The organism is Pseudomonas sp. GW821-FHT02C04 (assembly GCF_059421845.1).
Window position 1 is genome coordinate 37,045 of the sequence record NZ_JBWKVT010000012.1, and the last position, 15,405, is coordinate 52,449.

Consider the following 15,405-nt stretch of genomic DNA (forward strand, 5'->3'; position numbering starts at 1 on the left):
CGTGGATCTGATCGACAGCCACACCCACCTGGACTTCCCCGACTTCGACGCCGACCGTACGGCGTTGCTGGCTGAAAGCCGTGCCCTCGGGGTACGGCGGATGGTGGTGCTGGGGGTGTATGAGGGCAACTGGCAGCGGGTGTGGGATCTGGTGCAAAGCGATCCCGACCTGTACGCGGCTTTCGGCTTGCACCCGGTCTATCTCGATCAGCATCGACCAGAAGATTTGCTTGCACTGGGCGATTGGCTGACACGGCTGCGCGGTCATCGGCAACTGTGCGCCGTCGGCGAAATCGGACTGGATTATTTTATCGAAACCCTCGACCGCGAACGCCAGCAAGCGCTGTTCGACGCGCAACTGCAACTGGCAGCGGATTTCGAGTTGCCGGCGTTGATTCATGTGCGGCGCAGTCATGCGGCAGTGATTGCCACGCTCAAGCGCTTCAAGCTCAAGCGCGGGGGCATCATCCATGCCTTCGCCGGCAGTCGTGAAGAAGCGCGGGAATACATCAAGTTGGGGTTCAAACTCGGCCTCGGTGGCGCACCCACCTGGCCCCAGGCCTTGCGTATGCATCGGGTGCTGGCCGACTTGCCACTGGATTCGGTGGTGCTGGAAACCGACTCACCGGACATGGCGCCCGCCATGTACCCCGGCGTTCGCAATACACCGGCGCATTTGCCGGCCATCTGCACGGCACTTGCCGGGTTGATGAACGTCAGTGCAGAACAACTCGCCGAGGCCAGCACTGCCAACGGTTGCGAAGTGTTCAGCTGGTAGTCAGTCGCCGAGGGCCCTGGCGGCATCGAGCGTGAGGGTCATGTGTTGGCGGTGGTGAACCAGGCGCATCAGTGCGAAGTACACGAAAATCACGATCAATGAGGCATTCAACTGTTCAGTCACGTTGAGCAGCCCGATCCACTCCATCACCAGCGCCACCAGCAACGCGGTGCACACCGTCAACGATGCACTGAAGCGCAACCAGCCCAGCGAATCGAGGGATCTGAAGCGTCTGATCTGTTTCGGGCAGCGCAGCTCCAGGCTTTTCTGGCAGTGGGCACAGGTGAACGGTTCATTGATCGCGATGGCATTCAGTTGCCAGGGTTTGAGCAGCAGCGTGGTCTGACAATGGGCACAGCGGCCCTGGACTCCCAGGGTTGCAACAGACATGTGTGGCCTCCTCCAAACGGTCAGTTGATGTGATCTTGATCCATTGAAGACGAAAAATCAGAGCACGGAGGAAATCAGGAAATTGCTTACAAACGTAAGCAAAGAAGTACTACAAATTATTCCGACAAACCTGCCTCCCGAGAGGCAGGCTGCTTAAACCCGGAAGGCGCTGATCAACTGCTTCAACTCAACCACCTGCGCCGACAGGGCCCGACTCGCGTTTTCAGTCTGATAGGCACCTTCGGCCGTGCGCTCACCGGCGCGGTTGATCTCGACGATGTTCTGGTCGATGTCATGGGCGACAGCAGTCTGCTGCTCCACGGCAGCCGCGATCTGCTGGTTCTGATCGACGATCATGCCTACCGCACCGAGGATGTTTTCCAGCGCCTGCTGGACCTTTTCCGACTGATCGACCGTACCGTTAGCCATTGAATGACTGACGCCCATGGCCTTCACCGCTGCACCGACCCCGCCGTGCAACTTGGCGATCATCTGCTCGATTTCTTCGGTCGATTGCTGAGTGCGTTTGGCCAGGGTCCGAACCTCGTCCGCCACCACCGCAAAACCTCGTCCCTGCTCACCGGCCCGCGCCGCTTCGATCGCCGCGTTGAGCGCCAGCAGATTGGTCTGCTCGGCGATACTCTTGATCACCTCCAGCACCCGGCTGATCGACTGGCTGTCACTGGCCAACTGGTTGATCACCAGCACTGACTGATCAATCTCGCTGGCCAGTGCCGCGATGCTGCCCTGCTGCGACTCCACCAGGCCACGTCCGCTGATGGTTTCATCGTTGACGCTGTGAGCGCTGCTCACCGCAGCCGCCGCACTGCGGGCGACCTCCTGCGAGGTGGCCGACATCTGGTTCATGGCCGTGGCTACCTGCTCGATCTGGGTGCGCTGACCGGCCACGGCCTGGTTGCTTTGCGCCGAGACATTTTCCACTTGCCCGGCCTGACGCTCGACTTCGCCGACCGTATGGCCGACCCGCTCGATCAGGTCGTGGATCTTGCGCACCGTGCCATTGAACACCTCGCCCAATTCGCCCAGTTCATCGCGGCTATGGGCCACGAAGTTGACCGTCATGTCGCCGGCCGCGACTTTGTCCATCATCGCGCCAAGACGTTTGAGCGTGTTACGGGTCGAGGCGTAGAAGCCGCCATAGAGGTAGAAAATCAACACGAACACCACCGACAGCGCCACGGCCTGCAACACCATGTGTGTGCGGTTCTGCGCCAAACGCTGCTGCAATTGGGTATCGAGGAACTTCAGGGTGGCTTCGTTGAGCTGGTATGTCCGGTCCATCAGTGCGGTGACCTGATCATAAAAAGCCTGCCACGGCGCATCGAGGGTCTCGGCCACCACCACTTGCTCTTCGAATATTTCGCTGGCCTGCTTCAGCGAGGCCTTGCTGGCGTCGGCCACGGCACTCAGCGAGTCCCGTGCGGCCTTGCTTGAGCCCAGCGCATCCTGCAGTTTCAGCCCGTACTCGCCTTGAAGTTTTTCGATCTGTGCCAGCAGCTCATCGAACCGGGTGCTGGAGGAACTGTTGAGAAACCCCTGCCCCAACGAGAAAGAGCCCATGGCCCGGCCTTCGCCGAGGGTCTGGGTGATGGCTGGCGTGATTGCAGTGACCAGTTCGCTGAGTTGGCGGATATCGCTCTGGGTGTCGCGACTCAGACCGGCCTGGCTGGCGATGATCTGGCTGAAAATCTGTGCGCTGCCGAGCAGCTTGCCGATCAGCGCACTTTTGCTTTGCAGGGAGTTTTCCGCTTGCTGGGCCTTGAACGCGGTAATCATCTCATCGCGCTTGGCATCGAAGACCTTGATCTGCTCCGGGTCCTCGGTCATGGCCGTCAGCCCTTGCAGGCGCGCCAGTACGTTTTGCTCAAGGCCGGTGATTTGCGCTTCGACATTGCCGGCCTTGCCCGACTGGCCGAGGGTGACGTTGATCTGCACCAGGTTGTTGAGGGTTTCCAGATCCCGACGCAGGGTCAGGCTGCTGCCCAGCAGGTCGAGGCTTTGCAACTCCACCCGGGTGCCCTGGAATTCGCGATAGGAATCGCGCACCAGATAGAAGTTGGTCACCAGCATCGGTACCAGGAACAGCACGCTGATCAGGCTGAACTTCATGCCGAAGCTCAAGCGGTTCATCAGCGAGACGGCGGGATAGAGCAAGCTCTTCACTGGAAGTCTCCCTTGGTTTTTTCTTGTTTTTATTGGCAGGCGCGGGGCGACAGCAGATAGCCACTATCGGGCGCTATCTCTGTATAGCTCAAATCGAAGGGAGGTTTTGTAACTTAAGGTTAACGAGGGGGATTGCCCCCCTCGCCACGCGGATGGGCGATAAAACTGCTAGTGCAGCACCGTCCACAGCGCAAATCCGGCATACCACAACACGGCGGCACGCAGCAGCAATTCCCACAGGCAATCGAGGGTGTTGATGCCTTCCGGGCCGACGGCGGCGGGCGGGATTTCCCCGGCAGCCAGGCCGACCTTGTTGATCAATTGCGCGGCGCTGATGTTCCAGTTCAACAGCTCGTGCAACATGACCCGGCTGACCGCAACAAAGTTGCCGACCAGGGCGAAACTCGCCGCCAGCAGGCGCACCGGCACCCAGTCGAACGCGTGCCGCAGTTGCCCTGCCCGCTCGGCCAGTGCCGGGTTCTGCGCGTTTTCTTCAGCCAGCGCCAGCAGGCGATAGCTCAACGCGGCAACCGGACCGAGCAGGAAGTACCAGAAAATCACTGCAAAGAAGCTCTGGTAGGCCTGCCACAACAGATGGCGCTGCACTTGCTCCAGCAATTGCTCGCCACTTTCGGCACAGATATCCAGATCGCGCTTGGCCACATGGGCGGCGGCTTGCAAGTCTTCCCGGCGCCAGGCATCGCGGAACGGACCGAGGCCGCCGAGCAGATCGCCGCGACCCAGACTGTAAATCACCACCAGCAGATGCACCGGCAGGGCCAGCAAGCCGTAGGCGAACGGATCCAGCACCACCAGCAGTAACCCCAGCAACGCCACCGGCAGGAGCACCAGAATGACCAGCACCAGCCACGGCCGCTTTGCCAATTGGCCACTTTCAAGCTTGTGCAGTTCGCGGATCCATCCGCCATCGCGTTGAACCCGATGGCGCAGGGCCGAGAACTTCTCGATCCAGACCGCCAGCAGTAACACCAGAAAACTCATTGTCCTTCCTCTTGTGCCAGGGCTGCGCGGTAGCGTGCCCAGTCGAATGCGGGTCCAGGGTCGGTCTTGCGTCCGGGTGCGATGTCGCTGTGCCCGCAGATGCGTTCGACAGTGATCGCCGGAAACGCTTTTTGCAAATGGCGGGTCAGCACGATCAACGCCTGATACTGCGCATCGGTGAACGGCAGATCATCAGTACCTTCGAGTTCGATGCCCACGGAAAAATCGTTACAGGTTTCCCGCCCTTCGAACACCGAAACGCCGGCATGCCAGGCACGCTCAAGACAGGAGACAAACTGGGTGACCTTGCCGTCACGTTCGATCAGGAAATGCGCGGAGACGCGCAGGTCGGCGATCCCTGCAAAATAGGGATGCTCCGTGACATCCAGACGATTCTGGAAAAATTCCTGCACCTTGCCGGTGGCGAACTGCGCCGGCGGCAGGCTGATGTTGTGGATGACCAACAGGGACACTTCGCCCGCCGGGCGTTCATTGAAGTTGGGCGAGGGGCAGACCTGTACCCCGTGACACCACCCGCTTGCGGGATCCAACTGCATACCGATTCCTTCAACGCCGACTGTGTTGGCGCCCAGTATGCCGTGATCGGCCCCTGGCGCGCGATCACTTGCCGCGATTGAGCCGTCGCAAGTTACCGAGCACCGACTCCAGCGCGCGGTCGAACAGCAAGGTGTCATCCAGCGCCCGCACCGTCCCGCGACGGAACTCCATGGCCAGGGCGATGCGATTGCGCTCCTGCACTTTCATCCCGGTACGGTCGACAAACACATACTTGCCGGTCGCCTCGATGATTGCCGCCAGTTTGCAGCGCAACGTGTGTTCTTCATCCTCTTCAAACGCCACCCAACTGCCCAGACGCAATTGATCGACCTGGCGCAGGCTCGCCTCATCGGCCGGCAAACGCCCCGCGCCCAAGGTCAGATTGCCTTCATCGGCGGTCTGCAGAACGATGGCCTGCGACACCTGGATCATCGGCGGCGATTCAACCTGATCCGGCTCGACGGAGGGCTGTAGCAAACGAACGTGCAATGCTTCCAGCGCACTGAAAAACTCGCTGGTGGCGAACGGGTCGAAGGCGGAACTGCTCAGCCCGTCACGCAGCGACTTGAGCAAGCCCGGCACCAGCGACAGCAGACGCAGGCCTGACTCGGCATCCTCGTGACGCTGCACACTCCAGATCAACTGCTCCATGGTCTGCACGTCGGCTTGCCATTCGGCGGACTGATCGCCGTGCTTGAGGCACGTCAGCAGCAACACCTTGCCCCATGCCGTCTGGACGAAGGTCACCACCGACGGTGGCAGGACTTTGCCCAGCATCGCCTGGTTCAAGGCCTGTTCGACACGCAGACGGGCCAGTTCGGTTTTCGCGCGGCCCTCTTCGGCATCGCGCAGACGCTGTTCAAGCAATTCACTGCGGCGGCGCTCGTCGCTGGTGAAGGTGAGAAAATCCGCCAGCAGCTCGGAGAAAATCGCCGGGTCATCGACGAAGTCCGTCAGCAGACGCTGCACCACTTGTTCGATGCGCAGATAAAGGCTGTCGCGCGCGTCGCCGTCGCACTCGCCCCAGCCCATGGCCGCTTCGGCGATTTCGTTGAGCAGGCGTCGCGCCGGATGGCTGCTACGGCTGAAAAAGCTCTTGTCGATCACCGCGACTTTCAACATCGGAATCTGCAACCGGGCGATCAGCGCCTTGAGCGAATCCGGCAGGTTGCGGTCATCCAGAATGCAGTCGAAAACCATGGCAACCAGGTTGATCACATCCTCGTCGGCGCCACCGACGATCCGTGATTTACCGCTTTTCACGCTGACCCGGGTCAGCAATTGCTCAAGCTGATTGCGCAGATCGAAGTCTTCCTGCCCCGCCAGCGCCGGCACGTACTGCTGTAAATGCGAGAGCAGGCGCAGCAGGTCGCGGGTGGAAATCGGCTGAGTCGCCGCGCTCGGCTCAAGGGTCGGCGCGACGCTGCCGCGCACGTGCATCAACAGCTCCTGGAGTGCGGCGAAAACCTCCTGCACTCCCGCGTCCGCCGGGGATTGATCGAGATCGTCGAACTCGCTGTGTGCACTGGCTGAAGCATGATCCCTGGCGCGACGGGCCGGTGCCGGCTTCAGCTCGGGCAGCACGCCCGTAGCGACCAACAGTTGATTGGCTTCCGCGAAGAGTTGATCGGTATCGGCCAACACGTAGCGCTCGAACAGTTTGAGCAGGATCAGTTTGACCTTGATCTCCACGCCCAGATTGCGCCCGGCCTGCAGGAAATACTCACACAGCATCGCCGGGCCCAGCGGGTTGTGTTGATCATCAAGGGATTTGCCCAGCAGCGCGCTGAACCGCGCGGTCAATTGATCGAGGGCGAAACCGTCGCGATTCAGCACACGGCCGACCATGGTCTCGATCGCTACGCTGCGCTCCATGTCGTCGGTGCGCGCCGTGGTGTCTTCGTACTGCAATGCATGAGACACGACATTCTGGGCGGGATCATATTGAGTGAGGCCGACAAAGGCCTCGAAGAATTGCTCGAGAAAGCCACGCTCGATGTTCTTGCGCTTGAGGCGCAGGTCGCGCATGGCTTCGAAAAAGATGTTCTGTTCGACGTCGTTGCGCGCCCGGTCGGCCATTTCGAACAGCGTGTCGTCGGCGTTATCGAACAGCTCCTGCAAACCGTTGCGCAGGCGCTGTGCAGCCTTGTCGCGAACCTGAAGCAGAATCACAGGCAGGCGGGCGAGCGGCGAGTGAGTCGCCTGATCGGTAGCAGCCTTGTGCAAAGGCACTACATTCCCGTCGTTGTGCATCCAAGCCTCCTGAAACGGTGATTTGCCGACGTCAAAGCTATGGCGTCAAATGCAAGGCGGATTATCTTGCAAAAGTTGTCTCCGGCGCCAGAGGCGTCAGGGTTTCCCCTAGACGCCGACACCTTCCAGTGACCACGACAGAATCGGGTTTGCTCAAAGAAAATCGACCGGATGCAGCGCTGCGTAGCCGTTCTCGCCTTGGGTTGGCCGACGCCATGCCCCTATAATCGGGCCACTTAGTTTGTGGAGCCCGTTATGCCGAATCTACGTCTCGCCGATTTGACCGCCGAAATCGAAGCCAACGTGCGCCGTGCGTTGCTCGAAGACATCGGCAGCGGCGACATCACCGCGCAACTGATCCCGGCCGAACGCCTGGCCAAAGCCACCATCATCACCCGTGACGCAGCCGTCATCTGCGGCACAGCCTGGGTCGATACGGTGTTCCGTCAGCTCGATCCTCGGGTCGCGGTGCACTGGCAGGTACGCGATGGCGAACGGGTTTCACCGAACCAGCCGTTGTTTCACCTGGAAGGCCCGGCCCGTTCGCTGTTGACCGGCGAACGCAGCGCACTGAACTTCCTGCAGTTGCTGTCCGGCGTGGCCACCCGCGCGCAATACCTTGCGGACTTCGTCGGAGAAACCGACGTGAAACTGCTCGACACCCGCAAGACCCTGCCGGGCCTGCGTCTGGCGCAGAAGTACGCAGTCACCTGCGGCGGTTGCCATAACCATCGCATCGGCCTGTACGACGCGTTTCTGATCAAGGAAAACCACATCGCCGCCAGCGGTGGAATCCCGCAGGCCATTGCCGCCGCGCACAAGATCGCGCCGGGCAAACCGGTGGAAATCGAAGTGGAAAGCCTGGATGAACTGAAGGAAGCGCTGGCGGCCGGCGCCGACATCATCATGCTCGACGAACTGAGCCTCGATGACATGCGCGAAGCCGTGCGCCTGAACGGCGGCAAGGCGAAACTGGAAGCCAGCGGCGGCATCAACGAAAGCACGTTGCTGCCGATTGCACAGACCGGGGTGGATTACATCTCGATCGGTGCGATGACCAAGGATGTGAAGGCCGTGGACCTGTCGATGCGCCTGAGTCTCTGAATCGAACGCGCAATAAAAAACGCCAGCCCTTTCGAGGCTGGCGTTTTTGTTTCAGACCACCAGGTTGTTCATCTCGCAGTACTCTTCCCACTCGACGCCCAACACTTCAGCCGCCTCCTTGTGCAGCTCCAGGCGCTTGGCCTCGAACTCTTCAGGGGTGCTGGTGTATTTGAGCGTCAGTTCCCACGGCTGCAATCCCTGGGCTTCGGCTTCGTCTTCGAACGCCCATTGGATCTGGTCTTTCTGCTCATCGGGACTCAAATCCTTGATCTCGTCCATCAGCTCCGACGCATCAAGTTTGTACTTTTCCAGCGCCTGTTCGTGCCTTTGCTCTTGGGTCAATTCTTTCACAGTCATGTCGTTCTCGCTGATCATGGGAATGGAAGATGGATCTGGATCATCAAGGATCTCTCTGACGCGGATTGTCCGGCCTTCGGAACCATTCGGGATCATCTGAAAACTGCTGGGCGATGCTCATGCAGACAACGAATATAGGACGTTTGGAGAGTGAATTACATGGGTCTTTACATCTATCCCACAAAAAGTTGACCTGGGGAACATAAACCGGAATTCCAAGTCATAGCGATGTGCCATGTCGGCACTTACCTTCGCTGTTCACAAGGAAACCCAGTGATGCGCAGCTTTTCGAAGATTGCTTCTGTTGTGTCCGCCACCGCTCTGACCGCCCTGCTGGGCACCCTGGCCCTGCCGGCCAGCGCAATGGCAGTTGAACTGAGTAGCAGCAGCCCTTCCTATGGCGACCAGATCTCCGCCATTCACAACGATTTCGGCAAAGACGTAGTGATCAAGAGCGGCATCGGTGTCGAGGAACTGAAAAAGATGCGCGACACCGTTAACGAGCAGTCGCGTCAGATCGAAGAGTTCAAGCGCAGCAGCGGTTCCAGCTCAAGCTCCAGCGGCAGAGAAATCGACGATCTGAAGAACAAGGTCAAGGAACAGGACCGTCAGCTCGATACGCTGAGCCGTCAGGTCGAAGACCTCAAGCGCAACAGCGGCTCCAGCTCCAGTTCGAGCAACAGCGAGATCTCCAGCCTCAAACAGAAGCTCAACGATCAGGATCGCGCGATGGATCAGCTCAAACGTACCGTCGAGGAGTTGAGCCGCAAGGTGAAATAAGAGAAGTGGTGCCCGTATCAATTGAACCGTCCTGACAAGAAGCCAGAAGGTGTAAACCTTATTCAGGACGAGACACAAGATACAAAAAAGCCCGCGCGATGCGGGCTTTTCATTGAACGGGTTTCGGCGTCAGGCGGCAACCGCCTCCGGCTTCAACTCGACCGTGGCTGGCGCTTTCTTCGTCTTGTACATCCGAATGAAAGGATATTCCACCAGCAATGAAACCAGATATGACAAGAACACACAGACGGAGATCAGCACCACGGATCGACCGTGATGGGTGAAGGCCTCAAGCATCCACTTCAGAATTCCAACGTGACTATAACGATTCGTCATCTCAAGGAAGAAGATATGAACCAGGTACAGCGGGTAGGAAAGTCGAGCAAGCAGAACGATCGGCTTCGCTTGCAGCGGCATCCAATAAATCCCCAGTACCAGACAGGCACCAATTGCGCCGAGCAGAGTCGGCAACCAGATGGTGTCCCGCGTCATCAGAAAAGGTTTTGCCAGGAACTCGGGCTTTCCAAAGATATACATCAGGAAAAGGAAGGTCAGGGTCAACGCCGCAGTAATCCACCAGGCGGACTGAGCCTTCACATCGCGGGCGAATCGAAGGTAGGCAGCAGCCAGAACGCCGATGACCAGCTCATCGTAACGAGAGTGGAACTGAATAAAACTTGCAAAGTGCCAACTTGAATCATCCGGCATGAAGCCGGAGGTCATCGCGATTCTGGTAGCGATACCCGATATAAACGCAACCACCAGTGCGGCAATCATTAACCACAGTCTTTTACCGGAAAGATACGAGACAAGGACAATTGCCAATGGCGCTACCAGATAGAACATTTCTTCGATTACGAGACTCCATGAACCGCCTGGAATGTAAGCGTCATTAACAGTAAAGAAACCTGGAAAGAAATAGGGACCGGTAGTTTGCAGAAACAACATACCAGAGAGAATACTTTTAACCCCTACGAAATCAAACACACCACCGGCCTTAAACAGAAAGCACAGCAGCATGATGAAATAATAAATTGGCAGGATGCGCAGAGCGCGTTTTTTGTAGAATTCGACGAAGTCAAAACTTCCTGACTTGACCTTGTCGAGAATGATACCTCCGATCAAAAAACCACTGATCACGAAAAAGATATCCACCCCTACCCACCCCATCGGAAGCATCTGGAAGTGGTAGACGGCCACCAGCATGACTGCCAGCGCCCTAAGAAAATCAATCCCTGGATAACTGCCTGCACCGGTCAAATACTCCCAGTGCTCCTTTATATACACCGTCACCCGCAAATCCTCTGAACACAGCAAATTTTTCAGAAATTGTACATTCAGGATGGCCGGCAAGCGATAAAAACAATGCCAGCCCATAAGATCTTCAAGAGTGAAGGCTTCTACTTTTCGGCGTGATGCTGTCGCATCCCTGAATAAGCATGCCATTCGAGAACTCATCCGTCAGATCGCCTTTGGCAAAAACAAACATGGCATCGAAAGAGATGCTGCTTGTCAGATTCCACTGAGGGGCGCCACGATCCAGAACGTTGCTGTACTGGTTCCCGGTTGAGTGGACGATCTTTCAAATGCTGGCGAAAGTGAACCTGGTGCCCGAGACAGGAATCGAACCTGCGACCTTCGCGTTACGAGTGCGCTGCTCTACCGGCTGAGCTACACGGGCGGTGGGCTAAACCTAGCACTGGTCTTGAAGGTCGGCAACTTCGCCGAATGTCTCGATATTTCGCAGACAAAAAAATGCCCCGCCGTTTTCACGGCGGGGCATTTTTATTGCGCTAAAGCGACGGGGTGATTAAACGCCCGAAGCCTTGGCCGCTGCCACGTCTTTGATGGACAGTTTGATACGGCCGCGGTTGTCCACGTCCAGTACCAGTACTTCCACTTCCTGGCCTTCTTTCAGGATGTCGGTCACTTTCTCTACGCGAGCGTCGCTCAGCATCGAGATGTGAACCAGACCGTCCTTGCCCGGCAGGATGTTGACGAACGCGCCGAAGTCGACGATGCGCTCAACCTTGCCGACGTAGATCTTGCCGATCTCGGCCTCTGCGGTGATACCCAGAACGCGCTGACGTGCTGCTTCAGCCGCTTCCTTGGTTTCGCCGAAGATCTTGATCGAACCGTCGTCTTCGATGTCGATCGAAGCCTTGGTTTCTTCGCAGATCGCACGGATGGTCGCGCCACCTTTACCGATAACATCACGGATCTTGTCGGTATCGATCTTCATCGCGATCATGGTCGGAGCGTTGGCCGACAGTTCGGTACGCGACTGGCCGATGATCTGGTTCATCTGGCCGAGGATGTTCAGGCGCGCTTCCAGGGCTTGGCCCAGAGCGATTTCCATGATCTCTTCGGTGATGCCCTTGATCTTGATGTCCATCTGCAGCGCGGTAACACCTTTGGCGGTACCGGCTACTTTGAAGTCCATGTCGCCCAGGTGGTCTTCGTCACCCAGGATGTCGGTCAGAACAGCGAATTTCTCGCCTTCTTTAACCAGACCCATGGCGATACCGGCAACCGGTGCCTTCATCGGAACACCAGCGTCCATCAGGGCCAGGGAAGCGCCGCAAACGGAAGCCATCGAGCTCGAACCGTTGGATTCGGTGATTTCCGAAACCACACGGATGGTGTACGGGAACACGTCAGCGGCAGGCAGCATCGCCGAAACCGAACGACGGGCCAGACGGCCGTGACCGATTTCGCGACGACCAGCGCCACCCATGCGACCACACTCGCCCACCGAGAACGGAGGGAAGTTGTAGTGCAGCATGAACGGGTCTTTTTTCTCGCCTTCCAGGGTGTCCAGCAGCTGTGCGTCACGGGCGGTGCCCAGCGTCGCGACGACCAGAGCCTGTGTTTCGCCACGGGTGAACAGCGCCGAACCGTGGGTCTTCGGCAGAACGCCGACTTCGATGTTCAGCGGACGCACGGTGCGAGTGTCGCGACCGTCGATACGTGGCTTGCCGTTTACGATGTTTTCGCGAACGGTGCGGTATTCGATTTCGCCGAAAGCGGCTTTAACGTCGGAAGCCGAAGGCTGGCCTTCTTCGCCGGACAGCTTGGCAACAACCTGATCCTTCAACTCACCCAGGCGAGCGTAACGGTCGGCCTTGATGGTGATGGTGTAAGCCTGGGAGATCGCTTCGCCGAACTCGGCACGGATAGCGCCCAGCAGTTCGGTGGCTTCTGGAGCAGGTGCCCAGGTCCAGGTTGGCTTGGCAGCTTCAGCGGCCAGTTCTTTAACGGCGTTGATAACAACCTGGAACTCGTCGTGAGCGAACAGTACCGCGCCCAGCATCTGGTCTTCGGTCAGCTCTTTGGCTTCCGATTCAACCATCAGCACGGCGTCCGAAGTACCGGCAACGACCATGTCCAGGCTCGAAGCAGCTTGCTGCTCGTAAGTCGGGTTCAGCAGGTAGCCGGTGCTTTCGTGGAAAGCAACGCGAGCGGCGCCGATCGGGCCGTCGAACGGAATGCCCGAAATAGCCAGGGCAGCCGAGGTACCGATCATCGCAGCGATGTCCGGATCGGTCTTCTTGCTGGTGGAAACGACGGTGCAGACAACCTGCACTTCGTTCATGAAGCCTTCTGGGAACAGCGGACGGATCGGACGGTCGATCAGTCGGGAAGTCAGGGTTTCTTTCTCGGAAGGACGGCCTTCACGCTTGAAGAAACCGCCAGGGATCTTACCGGCAGCGTAAGTCTTTTCCTGGTAGTGAACGGACAGAGGGAAGAAACCCTTGCCCGGATCGGCTTGTTTTGCACCGACTACAGTCACCAATACGCTGACGTCATCGTCAACGGTGACCAATACTGCGCCGGAGGCCTGACGGGCGATACGGCCAGTCTCGAGGGTAACGGTCGACTGACCGAACTGGAATTTTTTGATTACCGGGTTCACGGTGTCCTACCTTCTTTGTGGCTCTTGGGGGAACTGGTTTCTTGCGAAATTCTTGGGCAATGCCGGGAATCGGCCCGACGTCTGTCCGGGGTAAAACGTGTATCCAGATAAAACTTGAGGCTGGGAGCCTGCCATGCGCCAGCGGGAATCCCACTGACGCACGACAGACAACCAACCTCTAGCGCAATCGCTGATTAGCGACGCAGACCCAGGCGAGCGATCAGAGCGCTGTAACGGCTCACGTCCTTGCCTTTCAGGTAGTCCAGCAGCTTGCGACGCTGGTTTACCATGCGGATCAGACCACGACGGGAGTGGTGGTCTTTACCGTTGGCCTTGAAGTGACCTTGCAGTTTGTTGATGTTGGCGGTCAGCAGTGCAACTTGCACTTCTGGCGAACCAGTGTCACCAACAGCTTGCTGGTAGTCAGCTACGATTTGAGCTTTTTCTTGAACGTCGAGAGCCATGAGGCAATCCTTTTATCAGGAAACTGTTTCAAAAACAGTTTCAACAGGCCAGGGACAAATCCCTGTATCTATAAATGAGTAGTGACCGTGCCTGTTAACAGCCACACTCGCCAGCCTGCTGTTACACAGGCTGGTTTCCGGTCATTCTGACCGAATCAGTCGACGCGGCGCGATACGCCCGTCTTCGCTCACTTCACCGATACCGATGAAGCGACCGTTGTGATCCTGTACCCGCACCATGCCGAACTTCGGAGCATCCGGGGCACGTACCGGCTGGCCGTTGAGCCAGTAGAACGAGCTCGCTTCCGAGAACTGCAGCAGTGGCCAATCCTGCAGGCCGCTGTCCGATGGCATCAGGAAGCGGTCGACTGCTTCGTTGCCGCCTTCGGCATGTACCGCTTCAAGCTCTTCGAGGGTCACGGTCTGCGCCAGGGTGAAAGGCCCGGCCTGGGTACGGCGCAATTCAGCGACGTACGCACCACAACCGAGTTGCTCACCGATATCCTCCACCAGGGTACGAATATAGGTGCCCTTGCTGCAATCCACCGCAAGACGCGCAGTATCGCCTTCGAAGGCCAGCAATTCCAAGCGCGCAATAGTAACAGAACGCGGTTCACGCTCCACTACTTCGCCTGCACGGGCCAACTTGTACAGCGGCTGGCCATCACGCTTGAGGGCCGAGTACATCGGCGGTATCTGACTGATTTGCCCGCGAAATTTCGGCAGGACTGCCTCAATGTCGGCCTGACCAACGGTCACCGGACGCTCCTGCAAAACCTCGCCTTCGGCGTCTGCCGTGGTGGTGGTCTTGCCAAGTTGCGCCAGAGTTTCGTAACCCTTGTCGGAATCGAGCAGGTATTGCGAGAACTTGGTCGCCTCGCCAAAGCACAGCGGCAGCACGCCGGTGGCCAGTGGGTCGAGACTGCCGGTGTGCCCGGCCTTCTCGGCATTGAGCAGCCAGCGAACCTTCTGCAACGCGGCGTTGGAGGTGAACCCCAGCGGCTTGTCGAGCAGGATGATGCCGCTGACGTTACGACGGATACGTTTGACCTGAGCCACCGAGTTACTCCTTGGTGTCTTCGGGTTCTGCCGCAACCACGTGCTGATTGTCCTCAGCCACGGCGCGCTCGATCAGGGCCGACAGGTGCGCGCCACGCACGACGCTTTCGTCGTAGTGGAAGTGCAATTGCGGCACGCTGCGCAGCTTCATTTCACGGGCCAACTGCATGCGCAGGAAACCGGCGGCAGCGTTGAGCACCTTGATGCTTTGCGCGATGTCTTCAGCGTTGTCCTGCCCCATCACCGTGATGAAAATCTTGGCGTGACCGACGTCACGGCTGACTTCAACAGCGGTAATGGTGACCAGGCCGACGCGCGGGTCTTTGACTTCACGACGGATCAGTTGGGCCAGCTCACGCTGCATCTGATCGCCGATACGTTGGGTACGGCTGTATTCTTTTGCCATGATTTGTTACCTGTTACTGCCCAGCGGTGAAACCCGCAAGGTCTGAAAGCGGCAAACGCCCGGCCTGACAAAAGCCAGACCGGGCGTTGCGTTTAGAGTCCTGACGCCGTGCCGCGCATTTTCATGCAACGGCCCGACGTGGCCCTTGAAGTGC

The 15,405-nt window shown here is 58.3% G+C and carries 14 protein-coding genes and 1 tRNA gene; 3 read left to right on the forward strand and 12 right to left on the reverse strand.

Annotated features, from left to right (window positions below):
• Position 1 precedes the first annotated feature (1 nt).
• Positions 2 to 778, forward strand: a complete 777-nt coding sequence (locus tag AC07VV_RS29080; RefSeq protein WP_495038205.1) for a TatD family hydrolase — start codon at positions 2 to 4, stop codon at positions 776 to 778.
• Here the strand turns inward: AC07VV_RS29080 and AC07VV_RS29085 are convergent, their stop codons facing one another.
• From AC07VV_RS29085 to AC07VV_RS29105, 5 genes are all read right to left on the reverse strand, one after another.
• A complete protein-coding gene (locus AC07VV_RS29085; protein WP_495038206.1) occupies positions 779 to 1,168 on the reverse strand; it encodes a hypothetical protein in 390 nt (129 codons plus the stop codon).
• 153 nt (positions 1,169 to 1,321) lie between these two features.
• The gene (locus AC07VV_RS29090) at positions 1,322 to 3,352 is read right to left on the reverse strand and encodes a methyl-accepting chemotaxis protein (RefSeq protein WP_495038207.1); all 2,031 of its coding nucleotides are present in this window, start codon (positions 3,350 to 3,352) and stop codon (positions 1,322 to 1,324) included.
• Positions 3,353 to 3,520: 168 nt separating this feature from the next.
• On the reverse strand, positions 3,521 to 4,354 hold the full coding sequence (gene ampE, locus AC07VV_RS29095; RefSeq protein ID WP_495038208.1) for a regulatory signaling modulator protein AmpE: 834 nt from the start codon (positions 4,352 to 4,354) through the stop codon (positions 3,521 to 3,523).
• Positions 4,351 to 4,911 carry a 1,6-anhydro-N-acetylmuramyl-L-alanine amidase AmpD gene (ampD, locus tag AC07VV_RS29100; RefSeq protein WP_096818851.1) on the reverse strand — a complete coding sequence of 187 codons (561 nt, stop codon included), beginning with the start codon at positions 4,909 to 4,911 and terminating at the stop codon, positions 4,351 to 4,353. The genes ampE and ampD overlap by 4 nt, the downstream gene beginning before the upstream one ends.
• Before the next feature lie 64 nt (positions 4,912 to 4,975).
• Positions 4,976 to 7,165: a DUF1631 domain-containing protein gene (locus tag AC07VV_RS29105; protein ID WP_495038209.1), complete on the reverse strand. Its 2,190-nt coding sequence runs from the start codon at positions 7,163 to 7,165 to the stop codon at positions 4,976 to 4,978.
• Between the two features lie 255 nt (positions 7,166 to 7,420).
• Between AC07VV_RS29105 and nadC the strand changes: the two genes are divergently transcribed.
• Complete coding sequence (gene nadC, locus AC07VV_RS29110) at positions 7,421 to 8,269, forward strand: carboxylating nicotinate-nucleotide diphosphorylase (protein WP_493065256.1); 849 nt, start codon at positions 7,421 to 7,423, stop codon at positions 8,267 to 8,269.
• Between the two features lie 51 nt (positions 8,270 to 8,320).
• Here the strand turns inward: nadC and AC07VV_RS29115 are convergent, their stop codons facing one another.
• Positions 8,321 to 8,626 carry a DUF6388 family protein gene (locus AC07VV_RS29115; RefSeq protein WP_096819324.1) on the reverse strand — a complete coding sequence of 102 codons (306 nt, stop codon included), beginning with the start codon at positions 8,624 to 8,626 and terminating at the stop codon, positions 8,321 to 8,323.
• 276 nt (positions 8,627 to 8,902) lie between these two features.
• Between AC07VV_RS29115 and AC07VV_RS29120 the strand changes: the two genes are divergently transcribed.
• Positions 8,903 to 9,406: a hypothetical protein gene (locus tag AC07VV_RS29120; protein WP_493065255.1), complete on the forward strand. Its 504-nt coding sequence runs from the start codon at positions 8,903 to 8,905 to the stop codon at positions 9,404 to 9,406.
• Positions 9,407 to 9,535: 129 nt separating this feature from the next.
• Here AC07VV_RS29120 and AC07VV_RS29125 read toward each other — a convergent pair whose 3' ends face one another.
• The 6 genes from AC07VV_RS29125 to rbfA all read right to left on the reverse strand — a co-directional run bounded on the left by AC07VV_RS29125 (position 9,536) and on the right by rbfA (position 15,251).
• Positions 9,536 to 10,852: an acyltransferase family protein gene (locus AC07VV_RS29125; protein WP_495038210.1), complete on the reverse strand. Its 1,317-nt coding sequence runs from the start codon at positions 10,850 to 10,852 to the stop codon at positions 9,536 to 9,538.
• 159 nt (positions 10,853 to 11,011) lie between these two features.
• Positions 11,012 to 11,087 (reverse strand) — tRNA-Thr (locus tag AC07VV_RS29130).
• Between the two features lie 129 nt (positions 11,088 to 11,216).
• Positions 11,217 to 13,322, reverse strand: a complete 2,106-nt coding sequence (gene pnp / locus AC07VV_RS29135; RefSeq protein WP_096818846.1) for a polyribonucleotide nucleotidyltransferase — start codon at positions 13,320 to 13,322, stop codon at positions 11,217 to 11,219.
• Positions 13,323 to 13,516: 194 nt separating this feature from the next.
• On the reverse strand, positions 13,517 to 13,786 hold the full coding sequence (rpsO, locus tag AC07VV_RS29140) for a 30S ribosomal protein S15 (RefSeq protein ID WP_011332409.1): 270 nt from the start codon (positions 13,784 to 13,786) through the stop codon (positions 13,517 to 13,519).
• A gap of 141 nt (positions 13,787 to 13,927) precedes the next feature.
• Positions 13,928 to 14,845, reverse strand: a complete 918-nt coding sequence (gene truB, locus AC07VV_RS29145) for a tRNA pseudouridine(55) synthase TruB (protein ID WP_495038211.1) — start codon at positions 14,843 to 14,845, stop codon at positions 13,928 to 13,930.
• A 4-nt stretch (positions 14,846 to 14,849) separates the two neighbouring features.
• Positions 14,850 to 15,251: a 30S ribosome-binding factor RbfA gene (gene rbfA / locus AC07VV_RS29150; protein ID WP_096818842.1), complete on the reverse strand. Its 402-nt coding sequence runs from the start codon at positions 15,249 to 15,251 to the stop codon at positions 14,850 to 14,852.
• Between the last annotated feature and the right edge of the window lie 154 nt (positions 15,252 to 15,405).

Excerpts from the sequence above, each read along its gene's own strand:
- AC07VV_RS29085 (WP_495038206.1), bottom strand. The coding sequence starts at position 1,168 with ATGTCTGTTGCAACCCTGGGAGTCCAGGGCCGCTGTGCCCATTGTCAG.
- ampE (WP_495038208.1), bottom strand. The coding sequence starts at position 4,354 with ATGAGTTTTCTGGTGTTACTGCTGGCGGTCTGGATCGAGAAGTTCTCG.
- ampD (WP_096818851.1), bottom strand. The coding sequence starts at position 4,911 with ATGCAGTTGGATCCCGCAAGCGGGTGGTGTCACGGGGTACAGGTCTGC.
- AC07VV_RS29105 (WP_495038209.1), bottom strand. The coding sequence starts at position 7,165 with ATGCACAACGACGGGAATGTAGTGCCTTTGCACAAGGCTGCTACCGAT.
- nadC (WP_493065256.1), top strand. The coding sequence starts at position 7,421 with ATGCCGAATCTACGTCTCGCCGATTTGACCGCCGAAATCGAAGCCAAC.
- AC07VV_RS29115 (WP_096819324.1), bottom strand. The coding sequence starts at position 8,626 with ATGACTGTGAAAGAATTGACCCAAGAGCAAAGGCACGAACAGGCGCTG.
- AC07VV_RS29120 (WP_493065255.1), top strand. The coding sequence starts at position 8,903 with ATGCGCAGCTTTTCGAAGATTGCTTCTGTTGTGTCCGCCACCGCTCTG.
- AC07VV_RS29125 (WP_495038210.1), bottom strand. The coding sequence starts at position 10,852 with ATGGCATGCTTATTCAGGGATGCGACAGCATCACGCCGAAAAGTAGAA.
- rpsO (WP_011332409.1), bottom strand. The coding sequence starts at position 13,786 with ATGGCTCTCGACGTTCAAGAAAAAGCTCAAATCGTAGCTGACTACCAG.
- rbfA (WP_096818842.1), bottom strand. The coding sequence starts at position 15,251 with ATGGCAAAAGAATACAGCCGTACCCAACGTATCGGCGATCAGATGCAG.